Origin of the sequence: Tsuneonella troitsensis, assembly GCF_001441535.1 — a bacterium.
GTDB lineage: Bacteria > Pseudomonadota > Alphaproteobacteria > Sphingomonadales > Sphingomonadaceae > Tsuneonella > Tsuneonella troitsensis.
Map to the genome: position 1 here is coordinate 537,274 of NZ_LMAU01000002.1, position 26,054 is coordinate 563,327.

Genomic DNA, 26,054 nt, shown 5'->3' on the forward strand with positions numbered 1-26,054 from the left:
ATGCGACCCTTGCGAAAATTCTCGGCGAAGGCAACCGGCTTCGCTTGAATGGGGGCCACGGTGTGCTAGATTCGCAATACAGGCAGGGCTTGCAAGCTCTCCACTGGGAAGAAGGGGTTACCGTCGATGAATTTCACCGTCGTTCGCCGCGCCGCGATTGTCGCGCTCGCCGCTCTGGGTCTCGCATCGTGCGGGATCAACACGATCCCGACCAAGGAGGAAACCGCCAAGGCTCGCTGGGCCGACGTGGAGGCCGCGTTCCAGGAACGCGCCAACCTCATTCCCAATCTCGCCGAAGTCGCGCGCGGCGCTGCCGAACAGGAGCGCGGCATCCTGACCGACGTGATCGAGGCGCGTGCCAAGGCGACCAGCATCCAGGTAACAGCGAACGACCTGACCGATCCGGCCAAGATGGCCGAATACCAGGCGGCGCAGAGCCAGCTTTCCACCGGCCTCGGCCGCCTGCTCGCCAATTTCGAGGCTTATCCGGACCTCAAGTCGATCACCAACTACCAGATGCTGCAGGGCCAGCTCGAAGGCAGCGAGAACAAGGTCCGCATCGCCATCCGCGACTACAACGAAGCGGTTCGCGACTATAACACCGAGATCCGCACATTCCCGAGCGCGATCGGTGCCAACGTGATCTACGGCTCCAAGCCGATCGTGCCCTATCGGGCCGTGACCGCCGGCGCCGAAGTCGCCCCCACGCTCGACATGACGCCATCGGGTTCGGCAACGGTTCCGCCCGCTGCCGGCGCCAACGACAACGCCCCCGCGCCGGCCGCGACCGCCGCGGCAAACTGACGCCGCCGCGTGCGCGCCATCGCGCTTTTCCTCGCCTCGCTGGCGGCGCTGTTCGCGTCGCCGGCGTTGGCGCAGGAGTTCCCTCCCCTGACCGGCCGGGTGGTCGACCTCGCCGACGTCATCCCTGCGGACGTCGAAGCTTCGCTCGACGCTAAGCTGTCGGCGTTCGAGACGCGCACACAGCGGCAGTTCGTGGTCGCCACGGTGCCCAGTCTCGAGGGATACGAGATCTCCGACTACGGATACCGCCTCGGCCGCAGCTGGGGCATCGGCGACGAGGAGCGCAACGACGGGGTCATCCTGCTCGTCGCGCCCAACGACCGGAAGGTGCGGATCGAGGTCGGCTACGGTCTCGAGCCTTACCTGACCGACGGTTATTCCACGCTGATCGTGCAGAACACCATCCTGCCGGCCTTCAAGGCGGGCGACATGCCCGGCGGCATCGTCGCCGGGGCGGACGCGATCATCAAGCAGCTCGAACTGCCCGCCGAGGAGGCCGCACGCGTGGCCCAGCAGGCGGAACTGCAGGCTGCCGAGAGCGACGGCGGTTTTCCGATCGGCGGAATCATCTGGCTGGTCTTCATCGTGTTCTTCTTCATCCTGCCGCTGTTCCGCGGACGGCGCCGCGGCGGGCGCCACAATGGGACGCTGACCGGCAACGTGGTGGGTGACATCATCCTGTGGGAAGCCGGCAAGGCGATCGCGCGCGGCGGCTCGAGCGGCGGCGGCTGGGGTGGCGGCGGCGGCTTCGGCGGCGGCGGATTTTCCGGCGGCGGCGGCAGCTTCGGCGGCGGCGGCGCGTCGGGCGGATGGTAGTCGGGGTCTGGTGATGGGCTATCTGAACGACGCAGAGCACAAGCTGGTCTCCGCTGCGGTCGCCGCCGCGGAGGAGCAAACCGCGGGCGAGATCGTGACCGTCCTGGCCGAGCGGTCGGACGGCTACAGCGACATCCAGCTCGGCTGGGCGATCCTGGCGTCGACCGCCTCGCTGGCCTTCCTGGCGCTGTTCCCAGACTTCTACCTTGCCAAGGTGGACCTGCTTCTGGGCGGCTGGAACCACGACTGGCACCCGCAGGCCGTACTGTCGCTCGCGCTGGCCCTGGTGGTGGTGAAATTCGTATCAGTGTGGGCGATCCAGTTCTGGCAGCCGCTCAAGTTCTTCCTCATCCCTCCGCCGGTGAAAAAGGCCCGCGTGCGCGAAGCCGCGGTGCGCAAGTTCAAGGTCGGTGCCGAACGGCGCACGCATGGGCGAACCGGGGTCCTGATCTACCTGTCGATGCGCGAGCACCGGGCGGAGATCGTCGCGGACGAGGAGATCGCCACAAAGGTTTCGGCCGATGTTTGGGGCGGCGCGATGGCCGACATGCTGGTCCACATCCGCGAAGGGCGCGTGGCCGAAGGGCTCGCCGTAGGGATCGCCGACGTCGGCGCGGTGCTGGCCGAGCACTTCCCGCGCCACGAAAACGACGTGAACGAACTGCCCGACCGGCTCATCGAAGTATGACGGTCGATCACGCGGTAGTTGAGGAGACCGTCTGGGAAGGCCGCTACATTGCCGCCAAGCGCAAGGGGCGCTGGGAATACGTCAGCCGGGTTCGCGGCATCCGCGCGGCGGTGATCCTTGCGGTCGAGGACGGGCACGTGCTGCTCGTCGAGCAATTCCGCGAGCCGCTCGGCAAGGTCTGCCTCGAACTGCCTGCGGGGCTGGTCGGCGACCAGGACGATCCCGACGAACAGGTGCTCGATGCGGCGGGCCGCGAGCTGGAAGAGGAAACCGGCTGGAAGGCCGAAAGCCTCGAAAGCCTGGGCGAATTCTACAGCTCGCCGGGCATGGTGAGCGAAAGCTTCACCCTCGTCCGCGCGTCGGGCCTTCGGCAGACAGGCGTCGGCGGGGGCACCGACGGAGAGGACATCACGGTCTACCGGGTCCCTCTTGCCGAGCTTTCGGTTTTCGTCGAGGAACGCAGAAACGCGGGCGTCGGGATCGACGTTCGAATAATGGGTCTGCTTCTGGCAGGCGAATTCTGACGGAGACGGACATGGCTGGACGGGTGGCGGGCAAGCTGGCGCTGGTGACTGGTGCGGCGCAGGGACTCGGCGCGGCGCACTGCCAGACCCTCGCCCGCGAAGGCGCGCGGGTGCTGTGCACCGACATCAATGGCGCAGGTGCACAAGCGACCGCGGCCGCGATCGACGCGGCGCACGGCGCAGGCACGGCCTTCGCCATGCAGCACGACGTGACGAGCCCGAAAGACTGGGACGCCGCGATCGAGATGGCGCGGGACAAGCTCGGCGGCCTGTCGGTCCTCGTCAACAACGCCGGGGTCGGCGTGCGCGGGAATATCGAGACCTGCACTCTGGAGGAATGGCGGCGCGGCTTCGCGATCAACGTGGAGAGCGTGTTCCTCGGCTGCCAGAAGGCGCTGCCGCTGATGAAGGACAACCAGCCCGGTTCGATCGTTAACATCAGCTCGATCGCGGGGCTGATCGCCAGCGACACGATGCCCGGCTACAACGCCAGCAAGGCGGCGGTGTGGATGCTGTCGAAGTCGGTCGCGCTCTATTGCGGCAAGATGGGTTGGAACATCCGCTGCAACTCGGTGCATCCGACTTTCGTGGACACGCCGATCCTAGACGGGATGGTGGCGAGCACGGGGCGCGAGAAGAGCGTGATCATGGACAAGCTGGCCCGTCAGATACCGCTCAAGCGGGTGGGCGAACCGCGCGAGATCGCCGATGGGGTGCTGTTCCTCGCCAGCGACGAGAGCAGCTTCATGACCGGTGCCGAGCTCAAGCTCGACGGCGGCATCAGCGCGATGTGAGTCTTTGAGAGAATAAAGGGGGGCGCGGATACCCTCCGCGCCCTCCTCAGTCGGCGATCAGCGCGATCGCCAGGTAGACCAGCAGCAGCGAACCGAAGCCGAGGACCGTTCCGGCCACGAAGGCCACGCGAACGATCATGGGGTCGATATCGAAGTGCCGGGCGATGCCGGCGCAGACACCGAAAACCTTGGCGTTGCTCCGATCGAGGTGGAAGCCCTGCTTGACCGGGGTCACGTCAGGACGGGGATTGTCGAGGCCGTTCATGCCAGCATGCCGCCGGGGAGGAGCGCGCCCCCGTTGGCGGGAGCGATCGCAGCCGCGAACATCACGAGGCTGAAGGCAAGCGAGAAGACCGCAGCGGCAGCCTTGTTGTTGAGAATTTCCATTGTCGTTTCCCTCTTCGAGTTGTCCCGGCGGGCCATCCGTCGGATGTCAGCTACTTCGCAAGGGGCGTGCCAATTTCGAAAAACGGCGGAAATCCGCCATTTCGGCAATCGCCGCGATAAACCCAGGATGAACAACTCGCTCAACATTGGGAAATTTTCCCATCTGTTGGCATCGCGTGTTTGGGCGCTGGCGGGAATGGCTCGGTCGGGCTATCCCGAGAGCTTCCAATGGCGCTCGACCGCATTTCTCTGTCCAGCTTTCGCAACCATGCCGCCACTTCGCTCGAAGGCGCGGCCGGGTTCAACCTGCTCGTAGGCGACAACGGCGCGGGCAAGACCAACGTGCTGGAAGCGCTGTCGCTTCTGGCGCCCGGACGCGGCCTGCGCCGCGCCCCGTTGAACGATATGGCGGGCGCAGCCGGACCCGGCGGCTTCGGTGTAGGCGCCTCGCTCGTCGCAGGCGGCGAACCCGTGCGGCTGGCGACTTCGACCGATCCCGCGCGCCCCACCCGCCGTACGGTGCGCATCAACGGTGCCGAAGCGAGCGCGCTGGCGCTGGGCGAGTGGCTCTCGCTCGCATGGCTCACGCCGGCGATGGATGGGTTGTTCCTCGACAGTGCGGGCGCACGGCGACGCTGGCTGGACCGGATGGCGGTGGCGCTCGACGCGGCGCACGCTCGCCATGCGGCCCGCTACGAAGCTGCCCTGCGCGAGCGCAATCGCCTGCTGGCGGGCGACACCGCGCCCGACCCGGTGTGGCTGGACGGTATCGAAGCGCAGATGGCCGAAGCCGGATCCGCGCTGGCCGGCGGCCGCGTCCGGCTGGTGGAGGCGCTGGTCGGCGAGCTGGAAGCCCTGCCCTCCGAACCGTTCGCCCGACCCGACCTCACGCTCGTGACCGGCGGTGCGCCCGATCCCGATGCATGGCGCGCTTCTCGCGGCGCGGACCGAGCTGCGGGCCGTACGCTGGCCGGACCGCATCGCGACGACCTGGGCGTGACGATGGCCGGCAAGGGTCAGGTTGCCGCGCAATGTTCGACCGGCGAACAGAAGGCCATGCTGATCGCGGTGACACTGGCGCACGCCGCGATTGCCGCACGCGGGCGGGCCAGCGTGCTGCTGCTCGACGAGGTGGCCGCGCACCTCGACCCGCTGCGCCGCGAAGCTCTGTTCGCGCGGTTGGGAAATCACGAATTGCAGGTCTGGTTCACCGGTACCGAGACAGCGCCGTTCCAGCCCGTGCTTCGCAAAACGGCGGTCTGGCGAGTGGTCGGCGGGTCGGCCGCGCGGGAAAGCTAGGCGGCTTCGGGCACCCGGTCCGCACAATCGGCGCAGGCTTCGCCAAGGCCCGCATTCTTCGATGCCATGCGCTCCTTCGAAGCCGCAACCGCAGGGCTTTTTGCCCGCCCCATGCTCCAGTTCGCCTGCATCCGCACTTGCGGGTTCGGCGCGCACCAGATTTCGCCAGTCGCGTCGAGCGCGGTGATCCACAGCAGGTTATGCTCTGGCCCGTAGTCGATCAGGCCGATCGCCAGCCCATCCCCCTTGTCGAGGACATGGAGCGGGATCGGGGGGTTGAGCTGGGTGAACATGGAAACGTCCTTTCAGCCGCTCAACCGAGCGGGAAAGGGTCCGTTCCGCACTTGCGCAATGTCAGGTTCGGTCGGCGAGCTTCGCTTCGAGCGCTGCAATGCGTGCCGCGAGCTTGTCGCCGTCTTCGCGCGCGCGGGCGGCCATGTCCTTCACCGCGTCGAATTCCTCGCGGCTGACGAAGTCGATTCCGCCGAATGCCTCGCGCATCCGTTCACGCGCTCCGTCGCGCGCTTCGCGGGTCATGCCAGCGAAAGTGCCCGCTGCGGCATTGGCCAGCTTGACGAGATCGGCGACGATGGGGTTTTCGCTTTGCATGGGACGCTATGTGGCTTTGCCCGGTCCGGCCCGCAAGTCAGAATTCGTAGCGCTCGACCGCGCCGTTCGCCGGTGCCTCTATCCCGCCGTCGGGATTGAGTTCGAGAAACTGCCAGTTGAGCACCGTCGCGAACAGGATCCACGCAAGGTAGGGGAGCAGCAGGACCGCCGCCATCTTCCTCACCCGCCAGAACAGCGCAATGGTGATGATGACCAGCACGTCGAGCACGGCGATTACGATGAGGGCGTTGCGAATCTCGTGCAGTGCGAAGAACGTGGGCGACCAAGTGAGATTGACGGCGAACTGCACCACGAAGGCCGCGATAGCGATGCCGCGCCCCCTTGCGCCCCAGGCCGCGCAGACCATCGCCAAAGCGAGGCCCATCATCACGTAAAGTATGGTCCAGACGATCCCGAACCACATCGGCGGCGGGAAGATCGCCGGCTTGACCAGCGATTCGAACCACATGGTGTCGGCACCGCTGCCCGACAGCCTGCCCGCCAGGAATCCCAGCAACACGACGAGCGGCACCGTGAATAGCGCCCAGCGAATGAAACTGGCGCGCAACTGTCCGCGGGAGGCGAGAGCGGTCATTGAGTCTCCGTCACGGCGATTCGTCGGCCGGGTTGTGGCCGAGTGCCGATGCGGACGCAACGTTGCCACGTCTCGCGACGACGAGGAACTCCACGTTGCCCTCCGGTCCCGTAATGGGACTGGGCACGATCCCGTCGACCGCCCAGCCGCTTCCCTCGAGCCAGAGCCGCACTTCGTCGCACACGCGCCGGTGAAGTGCCGGGTCGCGCACCACCCCGCCCTTCCCCACTTCCTCGCGCCCCACCTCGAACTGGGGCTTGATCAGCGCGACGAGGCGGCAATCCGGCGCGGCAAGCTCCAGCGGGCGCTCGAGCACTTTGGCGAGACCGATGAAGGATGCATCGCAGACCACCCAGTTGCACGGGGCATCGATCTGCTGCGCGGTCAGCACCCGCGCGCTCGTCTGCTCGAGCACCACGACGCGCGGATCCTGCCGCAGCTTCCAGGCGAGTTGGTTCGTGCCCGAATCCACAGCGAATACGCGTGCCGCGCCCTTCTGCAGCAGGACGTCGGTGAAACCGCCCGTCGAACTGCCGATATCCATCGCGGTCGCGTCGGCGGGGTCGAGCCCGAAGGCGTCGATCGCGTGGGCGAGCTTGATCCCGCCGCGCGAAACCCACGGATGGTCGCGTCCGCGCACGTCGACCGGGGCGTCTTCGGGCAACTGCTGACCCGGCTTTTCGAGCTTGCGATCCCCTGAGAAAACCAGTCCCGCCATGACGAGCGCCTGCGCCCGCGAACGGCTTTCCGCCAGTCCGCGATCGACGATGATCTGGTCGAGGCGCTTCTTTCCCATGGACCCTTGATCGCCTAGCGTGCGTTGAACGGCTGTCAAACCGGGAGAAAACATGCGCTTTCGTGGAAGTATCGCTGTCATCGCCTGCATCGGCGCCGCCTCGTGCGCCGCTCCGGCTCCGAAGCCGACCCCGCCCCCGCCTGTCGCACGCCCTGCCCCGACACCCGCGCCGGTGGCCTCACCAGTGCCGATACCGGCAGACGGCACCTGGATGGACGCGCCCCAGACCCCCGGCGACTGGTATTACCGCGCGGCGAGCGGATCGACCGCGGCACTGTTCGGCGATTCGGGTGCGGATGCGCGCTTCGCGGTCACCTGCCTGAAGACCGAGCGGCGGATCACCCTGGCGCGGGCCGGAACCGGGACGCAGACCGTGCCCATGCGGATTCGCACCGAAACTGCCGACCGCGCGCTGACTGCGAACGCGCAATCGGGCACCCTGCCGTCGATCATCGCCAGCCTGTCGCCCACCGACCCGCTTCTAGATGCGATCGCTTTCTCGAAGGGGCGCTTTGCCGTCGAAGTGCCCGGACAATCGGCACTTTACCTGCCGACTTGGCCGGAAATCACGCGGGTGATCGAAGACTGTCGCTGATACGAAAAAGGCCCGCCTGTCCAGCGAGCCCGAAGTGTCGATACTGACAGTGAAAAACTTATTTTCAAGACTTGTGTTGCGCGCGCGAAAGACTCACATTCCGGCTTGAGGCCAGCGACCCACGCGGCTCTCGGCCACCGGTGAAACGGCGGTCTGGCTTTTTAAGCGCGAAAGGAGGTGATCCGATGTCTCATGGTTCAGCAGGGAGGTCGGTGTCGACCCTCGCGGAGCATTATCGGTAGATCCTACTTTTGCCGATAGAGGCTTCGTGGGCGGCCACACTGGCCGCTGACCATGCGAAGGGCGGTTCCTGCAAGCCAGGAGCCGCCCTTCTCATATCCGGCAACGACACGCGCTGAGACAACCGCGCAAGCTGCGCCTGCCCGCCAGTCTTTAGTCGCCGCAATCTCGCTTCGCTTGCACCGCGACGCCGGTCGCCCTAACCGCACGCACCATGGATTTCGCGCACCTCCCCCATCCCGCGCCCGTGCCCGGTGAAACCCGCACGCAGGCGATCGCCGATCCGGGTTTCGGCAACGTGTTCACCGATCACATGGTGACGGTCGATTTTCATGCCGATCGGGGCTGGCACGACGCCCGCATCGGTCCGCGCGAACCGCTGCTGCTCGATCCCGCCTGTGCGGTGCTGCACTATGCGCAGGAGATATTCGAAGGCCTCAAGGCCTATCGCCATCCCGACGGCAGCTTCGCCCTGTTCCGCCCCCATGCGAACGCCGCGCGAATGAACTCCTCGGCGGACCGGCTGGCGATGCCGCACATTCCCGAAGAGCTGTTCGTAGAGGCATGCCGCCAGATCGTGCTTAAGGATCGCGACTGGTTTCCCACGGTCGAAGGCGGATCGCTCTACCTGCGGCCCTTCATGTTCGCGTCGGAGGCTTTCCTCGGCGTGCGGCCGGCACGCGAGTACAAGTTTTTAGTGATCGCATCGCCGGTGGGCAACTATTTCAAGTCGGGCGTTCCCGCGGTCAGCATCTGGGTCAGCCGCGACTTCGTGCGCGCGGCACCGGGCGGCACCGGCGCGGCCAAGACCGGCGGCAACTATGCCGCAAGCCTCGTCCCGCAGGCCGAAGCGATCGCCAAGGGCCACGACCAGGTGGTGTTCCTAGACGCGGTCGAACGCAAGTGGATCGAAGAGCTGGGCGGCATGAACCTGTTCTTCGTTTTCGCGGACGGCACCGTGATCACTCCGCCGCTCACCGGTACGATCCTGCCCGGCGTGACCCGCAACAGCCTGATCCAGCTTTTGCGCGACGAAGGCCTGACGATTCGCGAAGAACGCTACTCGATCGACCAGTGGCGCCGCGATGCGGAAAGCGGCCATCTTCTCGAGACGATGGCCTGCGGCACTGCGGCGGTCGTCACGCCGGTCGGCAAGGTCGAGGGTCCCGAGGGCGCCTTCACGATCGGATCGGGCGGCCCCGGCCAGTTGACGGGCAAGTTGCGCGAAAAGCTGGTGTCGATCCAGCGCGGCCATGCACCCGACACGCATGGCTGGGTGATGAAACTCTAGCGATCGGCCCTAGATTCGCGTCAGTCCCATCGCCGTCCTGGCGAGGGCCGGCAGCGCCCTGGCCACTCCGGTCAGAATCCGTGCGCCCGCCCCCGTTTCGGCAACCTGCCAGATCAGCTTCGCGGTGCGAATAGGCCGCGCCGCGCGCCGCGCAAAGCTCCGCTGGAAGGTGGCAGCATCGGTGCCCGCCAGGAACGCGTGCGCTGCCGCGACGCCGCTTTCCATCGCTATGGCCATGCCCTCGCCCGCCAGCGAGGGAATCACGGCGGCCTGGTCGCCCAGTCGCCAAAGTCCCCGCTGCGTGTCGCGGGCGATCCAGCCATACGGAACCGAACCCACGGTATCGATCGCTGTATCGTCCGGCGCGAACGCCATCCGCTCACCGAAGCGCGGATGCATGTCCGCCAGCCGGTCGAGCAGCGCCGTCGGCTGTCCGCCGACATCTGCCAGTGCCGATTTGCGCAGGGCCAGGCAGATGTTTGCCGAACCGTCCTCCTGCAGGACGATTCCCGCGTAACCGCAGCGAAAGAGGTGCAGCTCGATCCGGCCTCGCAGCATCGCCCGCAGCGCGTCATGAGCGGGGATACGGATGCGAATGCCGAGTGCCGGGTCGTCATCCTCGCGCGGCCGCGGGGCTCCGCGCACATCGTGCTTGCCGCTCGCGAGGAAGATCGCCTCGGCCGGATGATCGGCTTCCTCTCCCTCGACCATCCCGGAACGTACGGTGCGTGCGCGGTCGATGACCAGACGCGCGCCCTCGGTGACTGCACGCCGACGCAGCGCGGTGTCGAGCGCCCGTCGCGAGAGGCCGAAGCCGGGCGACGGCAGGGCGGCGATCGCCTCGGATTTGCCCGCAACCAGCGCGAGCGTCTCGACAGGATGCGCGCCAAGCTGGATCGGTCCGATCCCCACCGCACGCAACCGTTCAGCCGTCCGCCATGACAGGAAACCTCCGCACAGGGCATCGCCCACGGTCGCGTCGCGATCCAGCAAGGTTGGCCGCACCCCGCCGCTCGCGAGGGCGATCGCCGCCATGCATCCGGCCGGCCCCGCGCCAAGGATTAGCGGCTCGCTCAACGCAATCGCTCGACACACAGGCGAAAGGGGAATTGGCGGACGACCCGTGCACCGGAAATGCCTGCCTCGGCGAGCAACGGCGACCACTCGTCAGGGCGATAGGAGCGCGCAATCGAAAGGTGCCCGTCATGGCGCACGATCGGATGCCAGCGCATGACCTTCGCAAGGACGGGCCAGCCGGTGTAGGCGAAACCATGCCGGTGCAGGTCGTTGACGAACCAGCCGGCTGCGGACTCCCGCTCCATGAAGCGCAGGAACGCGACGAGCTGAGCAGGGGTCATGTGGTGCGCCACCAAGCTCGAGACGACGCAATCCCAGCCCTCACTCGCCAGATCTTCATAATCGCCGGCACGGTAGTCGATCTTCAGGTCCGATGGCGTCGCTTTTCTCGCCGCAGCGATGCTGCGCGGATTGAGGTCGACGCCTACAAGGTCCGCCTCGATACCCCGTCGCCGAGCCCAACGGGCAATGGCGCGCAACATGTCTCCATCGCCGAAGCCGACGTCGAGGAGTCTGAACTTCGCCCTCTGACCCACTGAACGCGCGAGGAAATCGAGCGTCGGGCGCCGCGCCAGCGTGACCGTGTTGACCTGCGCGAGGTCGTGGAGGACTTGCGTGTAGGTTCCCGCATCGAGCGCGGGATCGTCCATCAGTTCCTCGCTAAGGGCGCGCTCAACCAGCATCCGCCCAGCCGAACCGAAACCCCTCCATCGCCAGGCCCGGACCGAACGCCAACGCGACGCCGCTCTCCGGACGGTCGCGCATGATCCGCTTCAGCGCGAACATCAGCGTGGACGAACTCATGTTCCCGCACAACCGCAGGACCTCGCGCGATGCGTCGAGCGCATCCGGCGCGAGGTGCAGACCCTTTTCAGCCGCGTCGAGGATCGACCGTCCCCCGGCATGGACGGCCCATGCGGCGATCTCTCCGGGATCGCGACCGCCGGTTACTCGCTGTTGCACGACCGGATCGGCGAGCGCGGTCGCGATCCGGCCGGGCACCTCGCCCGACAAACGCATGTGGAAGCCAGTGTCCCCGATCCGCCAGGTGATAAGCTCGTCGCTTTCCTCGAGCGCGGCCGAGATGCCCTCGCCCAGCTCGAGCCCGGCCTCCTGCGCGGTAACGATCGCCGCGGCAGCGCCGTCGCCGAACTGCGCACCCATCAAGAGGGGCTCGAGGTCCATTTCCTCCTGGTGGTGGAGGCTCGACAGCTCGACCGTCACCACGAGAACCCGCGCGAGCGGCTCAGACCGGACGATATGCCGTGCAGTGCGCAGCGCCGTGACGGCGGCATAGCAGCCCATGAAACCGACCAGCACGCGCTCCACGTCTGCTCCCAGCCCCAGGCGGCGCGCGACGATCTGGTCGATACCCGGGGCTACGAACCCTGTGCAACTGGCGACGACAAGGTGAGTAACCCTGCCCAACTCCGGCAATCCGGCGATCGCTTTCAGCGCGAGTTCGGGCGCTTCCTTCGCATAGATCGCCATTCGAGCCGAGGTACTCGGCGGCTCTCCGCCATAGAAGCCGACGCCTTCGTCCAACCGCGCGTCGGCTTCGTCGAGGACGGACCAGCGATGCTCTATGCCCGAGCGGTTGGCCATTCGCTCGTACAGCTTCCCCTCGCGCCCCTCGCCCAGTCGCGAGAGCGCCCAGCGCCGATAATCAGGCTCGAAATCGAGGTCCGGGACCGCGGTGGCGATCGCAGAAATGCGGGGCATGGGCGGATCGGTCCGTATGATGGTTTCGCGTTGAAACGGATCATGCGGCGGAACGGTCCCGGCTGTCTAGCTTTCGGGAACCTTGGCGCGCAGTTCGGCCAGCCAGACGTCGGCAACCGCGTCCGACGGCGCCCGCCAGTCGCCTCGCGGCGACAGGGCTCCGCCCGCGCTGACCTTCGGCCCATTGGGCAATGCGCTGCGCTTGAACTGGCTGAAACCGAAGAACCGCTGGAGGAAATTCTCCAGCCACCGGCGGATCGTGGCGAGATCGTATTCGTGCTTCGCGTGACCTGGAAATGCCAGCGGCCAGCGACCGCGGCTCGCGTCGCGCCATGCGTGATAGGCGAGGAACGCGACCTTCGACGGCTTCTGCCCCCAGCGAATGGTGTGGTGCAGGAAGAAGTCGTTGAGCTCGTACGGCCCGATGATGCTCTCTGTGCTCTGAATCGCGCCGTCGGCACCGGGGGGGACGAGTTCAGGGCTGATCTCGGTCCCGACGATATCCTCCAGCACCGCGTCGGTCTCGGCATCGAACTGATTGGTCCGCGTCGCCCACCGGATGAGATACTGGATCAGCGTCTTGGGCACGCCGGAGTTGACCCCGTAATGGCTCATCTGGTCTCCCACACCATACGTGCACCAGCCCAAAGCCAGTTCGCTGAGGTCGCCGGTGCCGATCACGAACCCGCGATGCTGGCCGGCAAGGCGGAACAGGTAATCGGTGCGCAGCCCGGCCTGCACGTTCTCGAACACGGTGTCGTGGACGGGCTCACCCTTAGCGAAGGCATGGCCGATGTCGTGCAGCATCCGGGTGGCGGCGGGCTTGATGTCGATTTCCTCCGCGGTGATGCCGAGCGCCTTCATGAGGCGCCAGGCATTCGACTTCGTTCCCTCGGAGGTGGCAAAACCGGGCATCGTGTAGCCGCGGATCGTGGTGCGTGGCAGGCCGAGCCGGTCGCAGACCTTGGCGGCGACGATGAGCGCGTGGGTCGAATCGAGACCGCCAGACACGCCGATCACCATCGATTCGCCGCGGGTGGACTTGAACCGGCGCATCAGGCCGTCGACCTGGATGTTGAACGCCTCGTAACAGTCCTCGTCGAGCTTGTCCGCCCGATTGGGCACGAACGGAAAGCGGCGAACCGGGCGAACGAGGCCCACGTCGGCGAAATCGGGTTCGTGCGCGAAGCCGACCACGCGGAATGCATCCTCGGGTCGCCCCGCTTCCTCGACGGCGTCGTTGAACGTCTGCATCCGCATCCGTTCGGACAGGATGCGATCGCAATCGACGTCGGCGATGCACAGCTCCGGTTCCAGGGCGAAGCGTTCGCTTTCACAGAGCAGGTCGCCCAGCTCGTAGATCATGCCCTGCCCGTCCCATGCGAGATCGGTCGTGCTCTCGCCGTGACCGGAGGCCGAATAGACGTAGGCAGCGACCGCGCGGTTCGAGTGCGAGCGGCACAGCAAGTGGCGTTCGTCGGACTTGCCGATGACGATGTTGGACGCCGACAGGTTGGCCAGGATCGTGGCCCCGGCCAGCGCGGCATAGGTAGATGGTGGGATCGGCGCCCAGAAATCCTCGCAGATTTCCACCCCGACGCGGAAACCGGGCAGTTCGTCCGCCGCAAAGATCAGGTCGGTACCGAACGGGACGACCTCTCCACCGACTGCGATTTCCATGCCCTGTATTTGACGGCCGTTCGCGAACCAGCGCTTCTCGTAATATTCGCGGTAGTTGGGCAGGTAGCTCTTGGGCACGACCCCGAGCAGGCGCCCGCGATGGATCGCGAGCGCGCAATTGTAGATGCGGCCGTTGTGCCGCAGAGGCGCGCCGATGAGCAGTAGCGGCCTGAGGGACGCGCTCGCCGTGATCACTTCGCCGACCGCTGACTCTATCGCTTCCAGCATGGCGAGTTGCAGGTGCAGGTCGTCTATCGCGTAGGACGACAAACAAAGCTCGGGATAGACCACCAGGTCGATATGGGCCTCGTGCGCGCGCCGGGCTTCCATCACGATGGCATCGCGATTGAACGCGACGTCGGCCGTGCGGACGTGGGGCGTGCTCGCGGCAACACGGACCAGCCCGTGCGTGTGGAGCGAATAGAACGTGTGGCTTTCGGTTTTGCTCATGCGTGGAGCGCGTTGTCCATCATCGCGAGCGCGACTTCAAGCGCGGCGATCCGGACACCTGCGCGACCGATAGCTCCAAAGTGTTCCTTGCGGTGGTCGCATGGACCGTCTCGCGTCGCACACGCGAAGTGAACGAGCCCCTCTTCGTCATCGTCATCGCCCGGACCTGCGAAACCGGTGATCGAAACTGCGAGGTCCGCCTTCGATCGCGCGAGAGCGCCCGCCACCATCGCGCGGGCGACCGGTTCGCTGACCGCGCCGCACCCTTTAACTAGACTTCGGTCGATCCCGAGGAGGTCGCATTTCGCCGCATCGGAATAGGTCACGAAGCCCCGATCGAAAACGTGACCCAGTCCGCGTACGTCGGTCAGCAGTGCCGCGAGAAGACCGCCCGTGCAGCTTTCCGCTGTCGCGATCGTGAATTTGCGGTCGTGCGCTGCCTGCAATACCGCGCAGGCCGTTGCTTCGAGCCGGTCCGGAACCGCGGAATGGAGCGTCTCGGCAGTGCGCTTTGCCATGTGTTCAAATCATCATGGGCGCGGCGCTCGATTACGCCGCCAACAGTTTCGCCGCGCCAGGTGCTTCTTCCAGCAGGTCGATGAGTGTTCTCTCCTCCCGCGAAAGCCACCGCGTTGCGCGCGGCATCTTCAGTGCATCGCGCCATTTCTGCTGCCGGTCGACCAAGGCGATCACGGCGGGATGGACGTAACTCCGGCGGGTCACGGCGGGCGTGTTGCCGAGATGGTCGGCCACTTCCTGCAGCAGCGACTTCAAATTCATCTGGCCATGGCTGTCGGCGAGCACCTTTAAGGCCAGAACGCTGGCGTGCCACGTGCGAAAGCTCTTGGCCGTGAAATGCTCGCCCATCGTCTCGCACAAGTACTGGTTCACATCGGCCGAGCCGACCGAGCGCTGCTCGCCAGCCTCGTCGATATACTGGAACAGTCGCTGGCCCGGCAGGTCCTGCATCGCGCGTACGACCCGGCTGAGGCTGCGGTCGGACAGGACGACCTCGCGCTCGATGCCGTGCTTGCCTTTGAACTTGAGCCGCAACGTCTGGCCCTTCACCTGGGCATGGCGCTGACGCAGGGTGGTCGCCCCGAAGCTCTTGTTCGCTTTCGCGTAGGCGTCGTTCCCCACCCGGATCGCGCCCAGATCGAGCAGTCGGACGACGCTCGCGATCGCCCGTTCGCGCGTGAGGGAGCGAGCCTTGAGGTCCTCTTCCACACGCTTGCGCACCAGCGGGAGCAGGCGACCGAACGTCGTGCACCCGTCGAACTTCTCGCTTTCCCGGGCGGTGCGGAAATCGGGATGATAGCGGTATTGCTTGCGCCCCTTGGCATCGATCCCGGTCGCCAGGATGTGCCCGTTCGGAGCGGGACAGAACCAGGCATCGACATAGGCCGGCGGCAAGGCCACGCGGTTCAACCGGTCGCGTTCGTCGGGATCGGTGATCCGCTCGCCCTTCGGCCCATAATACGCCCATCCCTTGCCGCTGCGCTTGCGGGTGATGCCGGGCATGTCGTCGTCGACATAGATGAGCTTGAGTTGAGCGACCATGTTCGCGCAACGGCGTGCCGCGGCTTGTGGTTCCACCAGGCGGTGCCCATTTGCCTGGCAGCGCAATTTTCCGGAGACACGCCGCGATGCCCGATACCTACACCCCGCCGAAGGTCTGGACCAACGATACGGAAAACGGTGGGCAATTCGCCAACATCAACCGGCCGACCGCCGGCGCGCGTCACGACAGGGACCTGCCGGTCGGCGATCACCCCTTCCAGCTCTATTCGCTCGGCACGCCGAACGGCCAGAAAGTCACCGTGATGTTCGAGGAGCTGCTCGCAGCGGCTCATGCGGCCGAATACGACGCCTGGATGATCAACATCCGCGACGGCGACCAATTCGGCAGCGGGTTCACCGCGCTCAATCCCAACGGCAAAATCCCGGCGCTCGAGGACCGGAGCGGCGCAGCACCGTTTCGCGTCTTCGAAAGCGGGGCGATCCTGATCCATCTGGCCGAGAAGTTCGATTTTCTCCTGCCGAAAGATGCTCCGGCCCGCGCCGAAACCCTGAGCTGGCTGAACTGGCAGATGGGCACGGCACCCTTTCTGGGCGGCGGCTTCGGGCACTTTTACGCCTACGCGCCCGAAAAGTTCGAATACCCCATCAACCGCTATGCGATGGAAACGAAACGCATCCTGTCGGTGGCGGACCTGCGCCTGGGCGAGACGGAGTTCCTCGCCGGTGACGACTACTCGATCGCCGATATCGCGGCCTATACATGGCTCGGGATGTTCATGCGCGGCGCCATCTACGGCGACGCGGCAAGGTTCCTGTCGGTCCACGAGTACGGCAACCTTGCCCGCTGGACCCGCTCCATCGGCGAACGGCCGGCAGTGCGCCGCGGCCTGATCGTCAACACCGCAGCCCTGCGCGAGCGGCACTCGGCGAGCGACTTCGACGGTCTGGATGAGGCCATGTCGGCCAGCGTGGAATGGAAAGGTCCGCCGACCGACTGACCTTGACTATCAGGGTTTGGGATCGGCCTCGGGTCGCCGCAGGGTGATCATGTAAGCCGCGAGGTCGGCGATGTGTTCAGCGGGAATCTCGAAGTACATTTCCTCGGGATAGTTGCGGTGATCCTCCAGCCATCCGGCAAGGATGGGCGCGGTAAGCCCGCGCGAATTGGCTATGGCGGCGAAGCTCGGCGCATCGGGGACGGGCGAGCTTTCGCCGTAATCGACCGAATGACAATCGGCACACCGATTGCGCGCCAGTTTCAGACCCCGACCCTCTGGCGACTTCGGATCGAAAGTCGCCATCGCCGACGAACCGCGCGGCTCGGGCTGAGGCGCGACCACCTGGCAGCCACCCAGCAAGGCGGCGAATGCGACGATCGGGAGGAAAGGGTTCATGCCGGCAGGCTACGACCGCGATCCGCGAACCGCAATGCTGCCGTACATGTCATGAGAGACTGGCTGGGGCGGCAGGAGACTCTGACAAGGGGTATCTAACCCCTTGGTTTCTCTGAAAAGGTAGCATTTCCAAGGGTTACGGCACCACAAACGGACCCCACAAATGGACCCCACAGGGGCTTGCCAAGGGACTCCGGGGTTGCCATTGGGCGGCGCATGGCATCGCTCAAACTGCACCGGCAACGCTGGCAAACCAAGGTCCGTATCCCTTCCCACTTGGTCGCGAAATACGAGGGTCGGAAGTTCCTATATCGCCATCTCGCGACGTCGGACCGCAAGGAGGCTCTACAAGAGGCTAACCTCTGGGAAGCGGCCCTGCGGATTGAGTGGGCGCAAATGGGGAACGATGGACCACCGGACCCCAGCCGCCTTCGCGACATCTATTCGCGTGTCTTCGGCGATGCCATCGGCGGAGCCTTCCTCCTGCAAGGAGACCCCGGTGATCCCGACGAAGTCACCGCCGGAATCTCGCGAGCGATCGATCAGATTGCCGACCAGTTTGGCGACAAGGAGTTGCCGGAAGCTGACAGTGTCCGACTGGCAGCCCTGAATGACGCCCTGTTGCAACGGCAGGGCCGCAGAGTGCCCCGACGGGTCGAACTCGAACCCACGTTTCGCGCACTGGCTGACGACTATCTGACGCTATGGCGCACCCAGCAGGGCCTGAAGGAAACCAATACAGAACAGCAGAAGGTCGCCACGTTCGACCTCTTCGCGCTCTACTGGGGGCCGCGCCCCATTCGCGACATTCGCAAGTCCGACGCTGCCGCGTTCGTAGATGCGTTGCGGCAGCTCAACCCACTGTGGGGCCGCTCCCCAGCCGCCAAGAGCAAGGGTCTTTCTTGGTCGCAGCTGCAACAGCAGTTCGGGCGGCAAGAGCGCGGCTTGAGCGATGCAACGATTAACCGCCACATGGCGACCCTCCAGTCGTTCTGGAAATGGGCGCAAGAGCGCGACCACTGCGAGGGCAACAATCCTTTCTCCGGCTTTCACAAGAAGCTGAAGGACGGGCGGAACGTGCGCGGGTATCTCGCATGGGAAACGGAGGAACTGCAGCGCCTGTTCGATCCCCCGCCCAAGCGTGCTGACCTCGTAGAGGTGATGCAGGTGGCAATGTTCACTGGGATGCGCCTGGACGAAATCGCATCGCTTGAATGGGAGCAAGTGCGGAAGGCAGACGGGGTGCCGTTTATTCAGGTAACCGACGCGAAGACAGTCGCGGGGGTTCGTCGCGTTCCGCTACATCCGCGCCTATCGTGGCTTCTGAAGCGGCAGGACGCCAAGCCCACCGGGCGCATCTGGCCGGGGTTCAATCCCGAAGGACCCGGCAAGAAAGCTGGAGCGGACGCGGGCAAGGAGTTCTCACGCTTCAAGCTGGCGCTGGGGTTTGATGATCGCCGCAAGGTGTTCCATTCGTTCCGCAAGAACGTCGTGGGACAACTGGAGGCTGCGAGCGTCCCCGAAAGCGAAGTTGCCCAGCTCGTTGGACACGAAAAGGGGTTCACCTTCGGGCGATACGGAGCGGGAGTGTCGCTTGCGCGGCTGGCGGAGATCGTCGCCTTGATTGACTACCCCGACGTACCCCTGCCGCATCCGTAAATCAATTAACCCGCACCCTTGGGGAATGAAGCTTTCTCGGACGACGAGTGGGCGCAGGATTGTCTATACGTAAATCGATTAACCCTCACTTTCGGTAATAGGAAACCTTTTTCGGGGCAGGCGAGCGCGTGCCCCCTATCCGTAAATCGATTAACCCTCACCCTTGGAGAAGGAAGCATTTTCGGTCAGGTCGCCCCGCGCCCACCTGTCCTTAAATCGATTAACACCCACTCTTGGAGAAGAAACCTTTTCCCGCCCCCACGAGCGCATCGCGGCAGCCTTCGGAGCTTGAGCTGAAATCAAGCGGCGGGAAGTCATAGGACCCGCTGGAAGCTGGACGGCTCAGGTCAGACAGTTGCGCCCTCGCGTGAGCAGGGCACCCCGTAGCGAAGAGCCGGGCTGCGCCAAGGAAACTTGGAGGAGCGGTGTCGTGAACCTCACACGAATAGCGGCAGCCGGTGAGAACGGTTGCACACATAGGGGAGGGAAGCTGGAACGGTCTAGGTCAGACAGATGGTTCCTCTCCTTTAGTTCTCCCTCGGGACACCCGACGTGAACCTTTATCTCCACCCCTCCCACAACATCATCGGCAGGAGACCCCCATGAACGACACGAAGCCCTGCCGAAAGTGCGGGGAGGACAAGCCAATCTCTTCCTACTTCGAAAGGGCTGGTCATCGGGCGATAACCTGTGGCGACTGCCGCAAGAACGCCAAGGGCAAGGCAGCCGAGCAGCGCGCAGAAGCGCGTCGTGAGCAAGAGATTGCACTAAAGGACGAGATATGGTCCGCCATGTGGCGTGGTCGATCCCAGCGGGCACTGACGGCAGTCCAGCCGAAACAGCTAGGCCTCCACCGCATCCGCCTGCGCTATGAGCGGGGCTACATCTCGATTGCCGAGCTGGCTTGCAGGTGTGCCGAGCGGGACGCCTGTCACCGGGCTTCCCGGGCCTGTCAGACTGCCCAAGCCGTCGGGGCCGCTGCGCGTATCCTAGAGCAACCCACGGAGACCCTAGAGCGCATCCGACAGGTCCATGGTCTCTGGCGAACAGAGCAGCCTCCGCGCACCCCAGCGATCCTGCGGGACACCGAGGGTGCCGATGAGGACACCGAGGGAGACCCCTTCGCAGACGCATTCGGCGATTGGGCACCAGCTTGTGTCCAACACGCCCACGCCCCCTAGCAGGGCACTCCCCTTCCGGCTCTGCCGGATAGCGGCACGGACGGGTCCGCTCCACTCACCCGCCCACGGGCACCAGCCCAACCAGCTCCTTCGGTTCACCGTCGGGGCCTTTCGACGTGCGCCTTGTGCGCCTGACCCACCCCATACCCAGAAAGTCTCATTTATGACCGACACCACCAATGCGTCCGGCTTGGAAGCCGAGACGCGCAGCACCTACACTCCGCCCTCCTACGACATCGCTCCCGAAGACAAGGGCATCGCGGACAGCATTCTTGCAATGGACGCCTTCAATGACGTGCCCAGCGGGACCAGCTTTCCCAGCGAACTCAAGCTCTCCAGCCCGAAGGCCACGGCGCTTCCCCCAGACCTCCGCCAGAAGGTCGAAGCCGACCTCCAGGGCATCCCGTTCGATCAGCGAGCAGGCAAGGAAGCGGAGCTTGTCCTCAAGGCCATTCAGTCCGTGCGCGCCACCACTCGCCGTCTCGTTGGAAACGGCCCTGACGCGCTCCCCTATCACTCCGAACTCCTGACAATCGCCAACGAACACGCCGATGCCGAACGCGAAGCCGATCGCATCTTCAAGGAACTCGGCGAAGTCTCACGGCATGACACGGTCTTCAACGAGGCCACGGGAAAGCAGGAGGCCGTTCCGGTCTTCGCGGTGCAAGGTGACCGACGTCGGGCCATGGAAGGACGTTTGAAGGAGCTTGCCTACAAGAGCAGCCTTCTCGTGGCACCGGACGGCAAGCACGGCATCGAAGCCCAGCGCCGACTAGCCAAGGCCCTGCAGGACAGTGTGGGCATCTTGAAGCGCCAGCAAGAAGACGCGGCGATCCACGCAGAAGCCAAGGTGCAGGCCGCAGCCAACGAACGGAAACGGCGCGTTGACGGACTGGCCGACCAGCTTGCGCGCTTCTCTCGCAATGAGGTGCTGTGATGAGGGGTCGCAAGCCTCGCGTCATCTCCGCGCTACGCGATGACCGGGATGAACCCTACGTCGATCCCCACGACCCCAAGTCGCCGGGGTTTGCCGAACGTAACCGGGTGACCCGTTACGAGATCATGCCCGGTATCTTTCGCGAGGACATCGGGGGGCTGGCCTGATGGCCTCGGTCGCCCCACGCGGCTCCTACCGCGATGCAGTCTTCGCCAAGTGCCGGGAGTGCATCTACGACCCGGACCAGCCGGGGACGTGGCGTCAGCAGGTTAGCGAGTGCGCCAGCGCGAACTGTCCGCTTCATGCCCTGCGACCCAAGCCTATCGGCAAGAAGGTCTAGGATTGCCGCTAAATCGCACCATCCTGACTCGCAGAGCGCCCAAGTGGCACCTCGGGGCACCCTCGTGCCCCTGACGCATCTCTGCGCGCTCCTGCAGCCGATTTTCACCCTTAAACTGCAAACCCTAGCGGCCACGCTGGGTATCCTATGGATGCCCCGCAAGGCCCGTTAGATTTTGCTCAAAAAATCCGAAGCGGTATGGCGCTACGGACAGGCCCGGCATCCCCCCATGGGGGCCGTCGGGACGTCGAAGGTGCCCCGCTGGGTAACATCGCAGCCTCTTATCCTTGGGCTGTGGTGTCCCAGCGGGGCATCCCCCCACCTTTCGCGGGCGGGGTCGACGCATGAGCACTAAGATGAGAATGGGACATTGGTATTGCGGGAGGATCAATCACATGGGTTCCCTAAAGACCCTAGCAGCAGCCGGTTTGTCAGCAGGAGCAAGCGTGCTTCTTGCTGGATGCGATAGGCTGCCCGGCTGCGAAGAATACGGCTCCGAGTTCTCTTGCTCATTTGTGGTCGAGGAGGCCGAATACGAGGTTTGGTACTGGCGCAATCTAGAGCAAGACCGCCCCGAGGATGATACGCCCATAGGCCGCGCTGTGGGGCTCCGAATGTGCAGAGACAACGCGCAGGCCTTCGCATCAGCAATCGGCGAAGCATTCAACGAGAGAGCCTACATTTGCGTGCTATTGGAGGAAGGTCGCAAGGAGAAGCATCGCTTGCTCTAAGCACCACGGCCAAGGAGCACGAAAACGGTCGGTTTCGATACACCCTTTCAACCTGTATCGAAAAATAGCTTGACCGGGATTCCGATGTAGCGATATATCCGAGCCACCATTCCGATACAGGAGGCCTCATGGCTCGCACCTTCGCTTACTGCCGCGTCAGCACTGCCGATCAGACAAACGATAACCAGCTTCGCGAGATCGAGGCCGCTGGCTTCACCGTCGATCACAAGCGGTCAATCACGGAAACAGTCTCTGGCTCCACTGCCGCTATGCAGCGCCCGGGTTTCGCGCGCCTAGTTGACCGACTGGAGGACGGAGACGTTCTCGTAGTCACTAAGCTGGACCGGCTTGGCCGCAACGCGATGGACGTTCGGTCGACGGTGGAGCGGCTCGCTTCCGACGGGGTGCGGGTCCACTGCCTCGCTCTGGGGGGTATCGACCTCACCAGCCCAGCGGGCAAAATGACTATGGGCGTCATCTGCGCTGTGGCAGAGTTCGAACGCGACCTGTTGATTGAGCGGACCCAAGCGGGTCTATCCCGAGCGAAGGCCGAAGGAACAGCGCTGGGCCGTCCCCCAGTGCTTACGAACGAGCAACAGGCCGAAGTGCTGGCGAAGCGGGCCGAAGGTGTGTCCCTTGGTGCACTTGCGAAGACGTACGGAGTGAGCCGCGCTGCTATTCAGCGGGTGGAGAAGCGGGCCGCGTGAGTTCAGGCTTGCGCTCGCTTCGCCCTGCTTTTTTCGGAAGGATCGTATCTCTCTCGATACCGATAAAATCGAACTGCTTCGCCGAGAGGTTCGCTAATCGATCTCGCCCGAATAGCTCACGCAATATCGAGGCTTGGGCAACCGTGGCAGCCTGCTTCAATGCAGTTTTCAGGTCGTCGCAGTTGCGAGCTTCCGCATACGCGTGGATATATCCATTCACGATTGATTGGAAGTATTGCCCCATCCCTGTGAGGCGGACCTTTTTCTCCTGTAGATAGTCCAGGTCGCCAGCGACCCTCACGCGGTTTACGCAATCGCCGATGCAGTTGGCAGAGACACGTAACTGGTGTTTTCCTATGGGCGACCTGCTGATCTCCATCCCAAGAAATGGAGCGGGTTCACCGGGCAGGATAATGGCTGTCTTCGACCCGGCTGCGTTTGGCGCTCCGAGGGCAAGACCTATCTCACCTAGTGCATCGGAGATCCGTTCATGAAAATCGAGTGCAGCCGCCTCTGAATCGAAAAATGCGACGATATCGTCTACGTAGCGAACAATCGGGACCTTCGTCTTCACCATCGCTCGGTCGAAATCGCGGAGGTATGCCCCTGCGAACAGCGGAGATAGCGGCATCCCCTGTCGAACTCCTATCCCCCTACGGATGCCGCTCGCGCTCACGATCGAGCGCCAGTTCCTGTCGAAACCTTCCGAAATCTCCGTCTGCAAGAACGCGTTGAGATAGGGTAACAGCGACGGCTGACGAACAACCCGCCCCAGACACCGAGACAACTCCTCCCGCCGAATGTTGTCGAAGAACTGCTGGATGTCCGTCTTGTAGACATACGGGTGCTCGTCTCGAGCATTACAAGCGAACCTACGTGCGCCCTGAACCCCGCGAGCGGCTCCCTCGGCGATTCCGAAGGACACAGGATTGTCGAGGCCCATTGGGCGTAGCTTGTCCTTCAGCGTCCGCAGGAGCGCGAACTGTATAAGACGGTCGGACATCGTCGGGACGCAAATGATACGGTATTTTTCAGAGTCTGGCTTCTTCTTCGCGACGGCCAGCAACCCGTCACTCTTGAAACGGCCTCGCTCTCCAAAAAGACGGGAGCGTATTTCTCGTATCTCGCGCTTACGGTTCGCTTCGAACTTGTCAGCAGAGACCCTATCTACACCGAAGCAAGAGCGACGCAGCTTCTTGAGTTTTCAACCCAAACCACGGACAGATTTTCAGCCGAAACAGCGCGTTCGAATGCGTTCATAGCTACCGCCGGCTCCCCATGGAAATTACCACACCGGCGGCACGTAGGAGGGCCAAGCAACCCGCACCGGGAAGCTGGCTTTCGCCCTGGAGCCGAGGCCGTTGCCGCCCGCCTGAACGACGATGCGGGCACCGATCTCGACGCGAACGGGCAATCCAATCGAGTAGACCGGAAGGCCGCCTGCCAAGGCTATACACGCAACCAACCCGAACAGCCAGCGGAACAAACCGTGAACAGGTTCGTTTCCGCCGCCGCTTGGGCGATTGGGCGCGGCGGACGCATTGCTCGCCTCGCGAGGCCGCCCCGCGATCCCAGCTCCCCGAAGATTGTCCGGTGCCCTGTTGGGGCGTTGGATAATACAGAGCACTGACTTCTCCTTTTCACCAGCTGAGGGCCAAGCAACCCGCACCGGGAAGCTGGCTTTCGCCCTGGAGCCGAGGCCGTTGCCGCCCGCCTGAACGACGATGCGGGCACCGATCTCGAAGGAAACCGTCAAAACACCTTCGGGAAGCGAGGCCGAAAGGATCTCGCTGCCACCTGTATCTATACAGGAATCCAGCCAAGGTGGGAAGCAAGGCCCATAGCTCGTGGGCACTGCGTTGGGGAAAACGAAGCGCGGAAACTTGGCGGGCGATTTCGCGTGGAAGCCATAGTGGCTGTCGCAGACTAGGAGGACCTCGCAATCGGACCCCACATATGGACCCCACAGAGGAGCCCATCCGACTGGCAAGTTCTTGAATTATAATGAACTTGTTGAACTGGCTGGGGCGGCAGGATTCGAACCTGCGAATGCCGGTACCAAAAACCGGTGCCTTACCACTTGGCGACGCCCCATCAGCGCGCCGCCCCTATAGCGGCGATTGCGCGATAGGAAAGACCCCCTAGCCCGCAATCCGATCGAGTCGCGCGCGGACGGCTTCGGCCTGCGCCATGATGTTGGCGACAAGCTCCTTGCAGGTCGGGATGTCGTGGACCAGCGCCTGGCTCTGGCCGCTCGACCAGATGCCGCCATCCATGTCGCCCTTGGCATAGACGAGCTCGCGGCCGCGCGCGCCGGCCATCAGGTGCTTGACCTCGTCAAAGGTCGTGCTCGGGTTGCGCTGGATCGCGGCGACTTCTTCCGACACCGCATTACGCGCCACCCGCGCGGTGTTGCGGAACGGGCGGCCGACCAGCACCGTATCGAGTTCGCTGTTCTCGACGATCTGCTTCTTCACGTTGGGGTGGATCGCGGCCTCCTGCGTCGCGCAGAACCGCGTGCCCATGTTGACGGCATCGGCACCAAGCGCGAGCGCGGCGACGAGGCTGCGCCCGTCGGCCATCCCGCCGCTCGCAACGATCGGCACGTCCGGCAAGGCATCGACCGTCGCGGGCAGCAGTACCACCAGGCCCACGTCATCCTCGCCCGGGTGGCCGGCACATTCGAAACCGTCGATCGAGATGACGTCCACACCCTTGCGCACCGCGCTTTCGGAGTGCCGCACGCTGGTGCACTTGTGGATGACCTTGACGCCGGCTTCCTTGAACGCAGGCAAATGATCGGTCGGTGCGCGTCCGGCGGTTTCCACGATCTTGAGCCCGCTTTCGATGATCGCCTCGCGGTATTCGTCGTAGGGGATCGGGTTGATCGAGGGCAGCAGCGTCAGGTTCACGCCGAACGGCTTGCTGGTCAGCGATCGGACCTTGTCGATCTCTTCCTTCAGCGCCGCGCCGCTGGGAAACATGTGCGCGGTGATAAAGCCGAGCGCGCCCGCCTCCGCGACGGCGGCCACGAGTTCGCCATAGCCCACCCCCGTCATCCCGCCCATGAGGATCGGAGTTTCGACCTCGAACATCTCTGTGATCCGCGTCTTGAATGCCATGTCGCCGCTCTCCCGCTTACTTTACGTTTGCGTCAACCTGCCGCGCGTGCCGCAAGCTGGCAAGCGAAATGCACATGCTCTAGATCGGGCGCGCA

The 26,054-nt window shown here is 64.5% G+C and carries 30 protein-coding genes and 1 tRNA gene; 14 read left to right on the forward strand and 17 right to left on the reverse strand.

All coding sequences use genetic code 11. The annotated features are described in order from the left end of the window. Positions 1-126 precede the first annotated feature (126 nt). From AR323_RS06215 to AR323_RS06235, 5 genes are read left to right on the forward strand one after another with little or no spacing between them, the layout of a single operon-like run. On the forward strand, positions 127-804 hold the full coding sequence (locus AR323_RS06215; RefSeq protein WP_083495261.1) for a LemA family protein: 678 nt from the start codon (positions 127-129) through the stop codon (positions 802-804). A gap of 9 nt (positions 805-813) precedes the next feature. Next, positions 814-1,620, forward strand: a complete 807-nt coding sequence (locus AR323_RS06220) for a TPM domain-containing protein (protein ID WP_057883064.1) — start codon at positions 814-816, stop codon at positions 1,618-1,620. Positions 1,621-1,633: 13 nt separating this feature from the next. Next, on the forward strand, positions 1,634-2,308 hold the full coding sequence (locus AR323_RS06225) for a TPM domain-containing protein (RefSeq protein ID WP_057883207.1): 675 nt from the start codon (positions 1,634-1,636) through the stop codon (positions 2,306-2,308). Continuing rightward, complete coding sequence (locus AR323_RS06230) at positions 2,305-2,832, forward strand: NUDIX hydrolase (RefSeq protein WP_057883065.1); 528 nt, start codon at positions 2,305-2,307, stop codon at positions 2,830-2,832. The genes AR323_RS06225 and AR323_RS06230 overlap by 4 nt, the downstream gene beginning before the upstream one ends. Before the next feature lie 11 nt (positions 2,833-2,843). Then, entirely contained in the window at positions 2,844-3,626 is a 783-nt protein-coding gene (locus AR323_RS06235) for an SDR family oxidoreductase (protein WP_057883066.1), read from the forward strand. Between the two features lie 46 nt (positions 3,627-3,672). On the opposite strand, the gene AR323_RS06240 is transcribed toward AR323_RS06235, so the two are convergent. Together AR323_RS06240 and AR323_RS15260 are read right to left on the reverse strand one after the other, a co-directional pair. Then, positions 3,673-3,891 carry a PspC domain-containing protein gene (locus tag AR323_RS06240; protein WP_057883067.1) on the reverse strand — a complete coding sequence of 73 codons (219 nt, stop codon included), beginning with the start codon at positions 3,889-3,891 and terminating at the stop codon, positions 3,673-3,675. Continuing rightward, positions 3,888-4,013 (reverse strand): hypothetical protein, encoded by a 126-nt coding sequence (locus AR323_RS15260; RefSeq protein ID WP_268810498.1) that lies wholly within the window; start codon positions 4,011-4,013, stop codon positions 3,888-3,890. The genes AR323_RS06240 and AR323_RS15260 overlap by 4 nt, the downstream gene beginning before the upstream one ends. Positions 4,014-4,241: 228 nt before the next feature. Here AR323_RS15260 and recF point away from each other — a divergent pair, with 228 nt between their 5' ends. Then, positions 4,242-5,312: a DNA replication/repair protein RecF gene (recF, locus tag AR323_RS06245; protein WP_057883068.1), complete on the forward strand. Its 1,071-nt coding sequence runs from the start codon at positions 4,242-4,244 to the stop codon at positions 5,310-5,312. Here the strand turns inward: recF and AR323_RS06250 are convergent. From AR323_RS06250 to AR323_RS06265, 4 genes are all read right to left on the reverse strand, one after another. Further along, complete coding sequence (locus AR323_RS06250; protein WP_057883069.1) at positions 5,309-5,605, reverse strand: hypothetical protein; 297 nt, start codon at positions 5,603-5,605, stop codon at positions 5,309-5,311. The genes recF and AR323_RS06250 overlap by 4 nt on opposite strands. 61 nt (positions 5,606-5,666) lie before the next feature. After that, the gene (locus tag AR323_RS06255) at positions 5,667-5,921 is read right to left on the reverse strand and encodes an accessory factor UbiK family protein (RefSeq protein WP_057883070.1); all 255 of its coding nucleotides are present in this window, start codon (positions 5,919-5,921) and stop codon (positions 5,667-5,669) included. A 37-nt stretch (positions 5,922-5,958) separates the two neighbouring features. Next, positions 5,959-6,516 carry a TspO/MBR family protein gene (locus AR323_RS06260; RefSeq protein WP_057883071.1) on the reverse strand — a complete coding sequence of 186 codons (558 nt, stop codon included), beginning with the start codon at positions 6,514-6,516 and terminating at the stop codon, positions 5,959-5,961. A gap of 10 nt (positions 6,517-6,526) precedes the next feature. Next, a complete protein-coding gene (locus AR323_RS06265; RefSeq protein WP_057883072.1) occupies positions 6,527-7,312 on the reverse strand; it encodes a TlyA family RNA methyltransferase in 786 nt (261 codons plus the stop codon). Positions 7,313-7,364: 52 nt separating this feature from the next. Here AR323_RS06265 and AR323_RS06270 point away from each other — a divergent pair, with 52 nt between their 5' ends. Further along, the gene (locus AR323_RS06270) at positions 7,365-7,907 is read left to right on the forward strand and encodes a hypothetical protein (protein ID WP_161808718.1); all 543 of its coding nucleotides are present in this window, start codon (positions 7,365-7,367) and stop codon (positions 7,905-7,907) included. Positions 7,908-8,361: 454 nt separating this feature from the next. Further along, positions 8,362-9,438, forward strand: a complete 1,077-nt coding sequence (locus AR323_RS06275) for a branched-chain amino acid aminotransferase (RefSeq protein WP_057883074.1) — start codon at positions 8,362-8,364, stop codon at positions 9,436-9,438. A gap of 9 nt (positions 9,439-9,447) precedes the next feature. Here the strand turns inward: AR323_RS06275 and AR323_RS06280 are convergent, their stop codons facing one another. From AR323_RS06280 to AR323_RS06305, 6 genes are all read right to left on the reverse strand, one after another. Continuing rightward, positions 9,448-10,533, reverse strand: coding sequence for an NAD(P)/FAD-dependent oxidoreductase (locus tag AR323_RS06280; protein ID WP_268810499.1), 1,086 nt, complete (start codon positions 10,531-10,533; stop codon positions 9,448-9,450). After that, positions 10,512-11,198: a methyltransferase domain-containing protein gene (locus AR323_RS06285; RefSeq protein WP_057883075.1), complete on the reverse strand. Its 687-nt coding sequence runs from the start codon at positions 11,196-11,198 to the stop codon at positions 10,512-10,514. Before AR323_RS06285 ends, AR323_RS06280 begins: the two co-directional genes overlap by 22 nt. After that, a complete protein-coding gene (locus AR323_RS06290; protein WP_057883076.1) occupies positions 11,188-12,237 on the reverse strand; it encodes a type III polyketide synthase in 1,050 nt (349 codons plus the stop codon). Before AR323_RS06290 ends, AR323_RS06285 begins: the two co-directional genes overlap by 11 nt. A 66-nt stretch (positions 12,238-12,303) precedes the next feature. Beyond that, positions 12,304-14,367, reverse strand: coding sequence for an NAD(+) synthase (locus AR323_RS06295; protein ID WP_057883077.1), 2,064 nt, complete (start codon positions 14,365-14,367; stop codon positions 12,304-12,306). Beyond that, entirely contained in the window at positions 14,364-14,885 is a 522-nt protein-coding gene (locus AR323_RS06300; protein WP_057883078.1) for a CinA family protein, read from the reverse strand. The genes AR323_RS06295 and AR323_RS06300 overlap by 4 nt, the downstream gene beginning before the upstream one ends. Positions 14,886-14,916: 31 nt before the next feature. After that, positions 14,917-15,927, reverse strand: a complete 1,011-nt coding sequence (locus AR323_RS06305) for a DNA topoisomerase IB (RefSeq protein WP_057883079.1) — start codon at positions 15,925-15,927, stop codon at positions 14,917-14,919. A gap of 86 nt (positions 15,928-16,013) precedes the next feature. Between AR323_RS06305 and yghU the strand changes: the two genes are divergently transcribed. Beyond that, positions 16,014-16,886: a glutathione-dependent disulfide-bond oxidoreductase gene (yghU, locus tag AR323_RS06310; protein WP_057883080.1), complete on the forward strand. Its 873-nt coding sequence runs from the start codon at positions 16,014-16,016 to the stop codon at positions 16,884-16,886. 9 nt (positions 16,887-16,895) lie between these two features. Here the strand turns inward: yghU and AR323_RS06315 are convergent, their stop codons facing one another. Then, positions 16,896-17,282 (reverse strand): c-type cytochrome, encoded by a 387-nt coding sequence (locus AR323_RS06315; RefSeq protein WP_057883081.1) that lies wholly within the window; start codon positions 17,280-17,282, stop codon positions 16,896-16,898. Between the two features lie 216 nt (positions 17,283-17,498). Between AR323_RS06315 and AR323_RS06320 the strand changes: the two genes are divergently transcribed. From AR323_RS06320 to AR323_RS06340, 5 genes are all read left to right on the forward strand, one after another. Beyond that, positions 17,499-18,941, forward strand: coding sequence for a tyrosine-type recombinase/integrase (locus AR323_RS06320; RefSeq protein ID WP_057883082.1), 1,443 nt, complete (start codon positions 17,499-17,501; stop codon positions 18,939-18,941). A gap of 1,344 nt (positions 18,942-20,285) precedes the next feature. Further along, positions 20,286-21,059 (forward strand): hypothetical protein, encoded by a 774-nt coding sequence (locus AR323_RS06330; protein WP_057883084.1) that lies wholly within the window; start codon positions 20,286-20,288, stop codon positions 21,057-21,059. Then, the gene (locus AR323_RS14810; RefSeq protein WP_161808719.1) at positions 21,059-21,226 is read left to right on the forward strand and encodes a hypothetical protein; all 168 of its coding nucleotides are present in this window, start codon (positions 21,059-21,061) and stop codon (positions 21,224-21,226) included. Before AR323_RS06330 ends, AR323_RS14810 begins: the two co-directional genes overlap by 1 nt. Then, a complete protein-coding gene (locus AR323_RS14815; protein ID WP_161808720.1) occupies positions 21,226-21,399 on the forward strand; it encodes a hypothetical protein in 174 nt (57 codons plus the stop codon). The genes AR323_RS14810 and AR323_RS14815 overlap by 1 nt, the downstream gene beginning before the upstream one ends. Positions 21,400-22,258: 859 nt before the next feature. Then, a complete protein-coding gene (locus AR323_RS06340; RefSeq protein ID WP_057883085.1) occupies positions 22,259-22,837 on the forward strand; it encodes a recombinase family protein in 579 nt (192 codons plus the stop codon). On the opposite strand, the gene AR323_RS06345 is transcribed toward AR323_RS06340, so the two are convergent. The 4 genes from AR323_RS06345 to AR323_RS06360 form a co-directional block, all read right to left on the reverse strand. Then, positions 22,806-23,903 carry a reverse transcriptase/maturase family protein gene (locus tag AR323_RS06345; protein WP_057883086.1) on the reverse strand — a complete coding sequence of 366 codons (1,098 nt, stop codon included), beginning with the start codon at positions 23,901-23,903 and terminating at the stop codon, positions 22,806-22,808. The genes AR323_RS06340 and AR323_RS06345 overlap by 32 nt on opposite strands. A gap of 219 nt (positions 23,904-24,122) precedes the next feature. Beyond that, a complete protein-coding gene (locus AR323_RS06350; RefSeq protein WP_152980307.1) occupies positions 24,123-24,692 on the reverse strand; it encodes a hypothetical protein in 570 nt (189 codons plus the stop codon). A 164-nt stretch (positions 24,693-24,856) separates the two neighbouring features. Beyond that, positions 24,857-24,931, reverse strand: a tRNA-Gln gene (locus AR323_RS06355). A gap of 47 nt (positions 24,932-24,978) precedes the next feature. After that, positions 24,979-25,959 carry an NAD(P)H-dependent flavin oxidoreductase gene (locus tag AR323_RS06360; protein ID WP_057883088.1) on the reverse strand — a complete coding sequence of 327 codons (981 nt, stop codon included), beginning with the start codon at positions 25,957-25,959 and terminating at the stop codon, positions 24,979-24,981. Positions 25,960-26,054 lie beyond the last annotated feature (95 nt).

Excerpts from the sequence above, each read along its gene's own strand:
- recF (WP_057883068.1), top strand. The coding sequence starts at position 4,242 with ATGGCGCTCGACCGCATTTCTCTGTCCAGCTTTCGCAACCATGCCGCC.
- AR323_RS06330 (WP_057883084.1), top strand. The coding sequence starts at position 20,286 with ATGACCGACACCACCAATGCGTCCGGCTTGGAAGCCGAGACGCGCAGC.
- AR323_RS15260 (WP_268810498.1), bottom strand. The coding sequence starts at position 4,013 with ATGGAAATTCTCAACAACAAGGCTGCCGCTGCGGTCTTCTCGCTTGCC.
- AR323_RS06255 (WP_057883070.1), bottom strand. The coding sequence starts at position 5,921 with ATGCAAAGCGAAAACCCCATCGTCGCCGATCTCGTCAAGCTGGCCAAT.
- AR323_RS06265 (WP_057883072.1), bottom strand. The coding sequence starts at position 7,312 with ATGGGAAAGAAGCGCCTCGACCAGATCATCGTCGATCGCGGACTGGCG.
- AR323_RS06360 (WP_057883088.1), bottom strand. The coding sequence starts at position 25,959 with ATGGCATTCAAGACGCGGATCACAGAGATGTTCGAGGTCGAAACTCCG.
- AR323_RS14810 (WP_161808719.1), top strand. The coding sequence starts at position 21,059 with ATGAGGGGTCGCAAGCCTCGCGTCATCTCCGCGCTACGCGATGACCGG.
- AR323_RS06225 (WP_057883207.1), top strand. The coding sequence starts at position 1,634 with ATGGGCTATCTGAACGACGCAGAGCACAAGCTGGTCTCCGCTGCGGTC.
- AR323_RS06250 (WP_057883069.1), bottom strand. The coding sequence starts at position 5,605 with ATGTTCACCCAGCTCAACCCCCCGATCCCGCTCCATGTCCTCGACAAG.
- AR323_RS06285 (WP_057883075.1), bottom strand. The coding sequence starts at position 11,198 with ATGCTGGTTGAGCGCGCCCTTAGCGAGGAACTGATGGACGATCCCGCG.
- AR323_RS06315 (WP_057883081.1), bottom strand. The coding sequence starts at position 17,282 with ATGAACCCTTTCCTCCCGATCGTCGCATTCGCCGCCTTGCTGGGTGGC.
- AR323_RS06240 (WP_057883067.1), bottom strand. The coding sequence starts at position 3,891 with ATGAACGGCCTCGACAATCCCCGTCCTGACGTGACCCCGGTCAAGCAG.
- AR323_RS06230 (WP_057883065.1), top strand. The coding sequence starts at position 2,305 with ATGACGGTCGATCACGCGGTAGTTGAGGAGACCGTCTGGGAAGGCCGC.
- AR323_RS06275 (WP_057883074.1), top strand. The coding sequence starts at position 8,362 with ATGGATTTCGCGCACCTCCCCCATCCCGCGCCCGTGCCCGGTGAAACC.
- AR323_RS06270 (WP_161808718.1), top strand. The coding sequence starts at position 7,365 with ATGCGCTTTCGTGGAAGTATCGCTGTCATCGCCTGCATCGGCGCCGCC.
- AR323_RS06300 (WP_057883078.1), bottom strand. The coding sequence starts at position 14,885 with ATGGCAAAGCGCACTGCCGAGACGCTCCATTCCGCGGTTCCGGACCGG.
- AR323_RS06235 (WP_057883066.1), top strand. The coding sequence starts at position 2,844 with ATGGCTGGACGGGTGGCGGGCAAGCTGGCGCTGGTGACTGGTGCGGCG.
- AR323_RS06305 (WP_057883079.1), bottom strand. The coding sequence starts at position 15,927 with ATGGTCGCTCAACTCAAGCTCATCTATGTCGACGACGACATGCCCGGC.
- AR323_RS06215 (WP_083495261.1), top strand. The coding sequence starts at position 127 with ATGAATTTCACCGTCGTTCGCCGCGCCGCGATTGTCGCGCTCGCCGCT.
- AR323_RS14815 (WP_161808720.1), top strand. The coding sequence starts at position 21,226 with ATGGCCTCGGTCGCCCCACGCGGCTCCTACCGCGATGCAGTCTTCGCC.
- AR323_RS06295 (WP_057883077.1), bottom strand. The coding sequence starts at position 14,367 with ATGAGCAAAACCGAAAGCCACACGTTCTATTCGCTCCACACGCACGGG.
- yghU (WP_057883080.1), top strand. The coding sequence starts at position 16,014 with ATGCCCGATACCTACACCCCGCCGAAGGTCTGGACCAACGATACGGAA.
- AR323_RS06260 (WP_057883071.1), bottom strand. The coding sequence starts at position 6,516 with ATGACCGCTCTCGCCTCCCGCGGACAGTTGCGCGCCAGTTTCATTCGC.
- AR323_RS06290 (WP_057883076.1), bottom strand. The coding sequence starts at position 12,237 with ATGCCCCGCATTTCTGCGATCGCCACCGCGGTCCCGGACCTCGATTTC.
- AR323_RS06320 (WP_057883082.1), top strand. The coding sequence starts at position 17,499 with ATGGCATCGCTCAAACTGCACCGGCAACGCTGGCAAACCAAGGTCCGT.
- AR323_RS06340 (WP_057883085.1), top strand. The coding sequence starts at position 22,259 with ATGGCTCGCACCTTCGCTTACTGCCGCGTCAGCACTGCCGATCAGACA.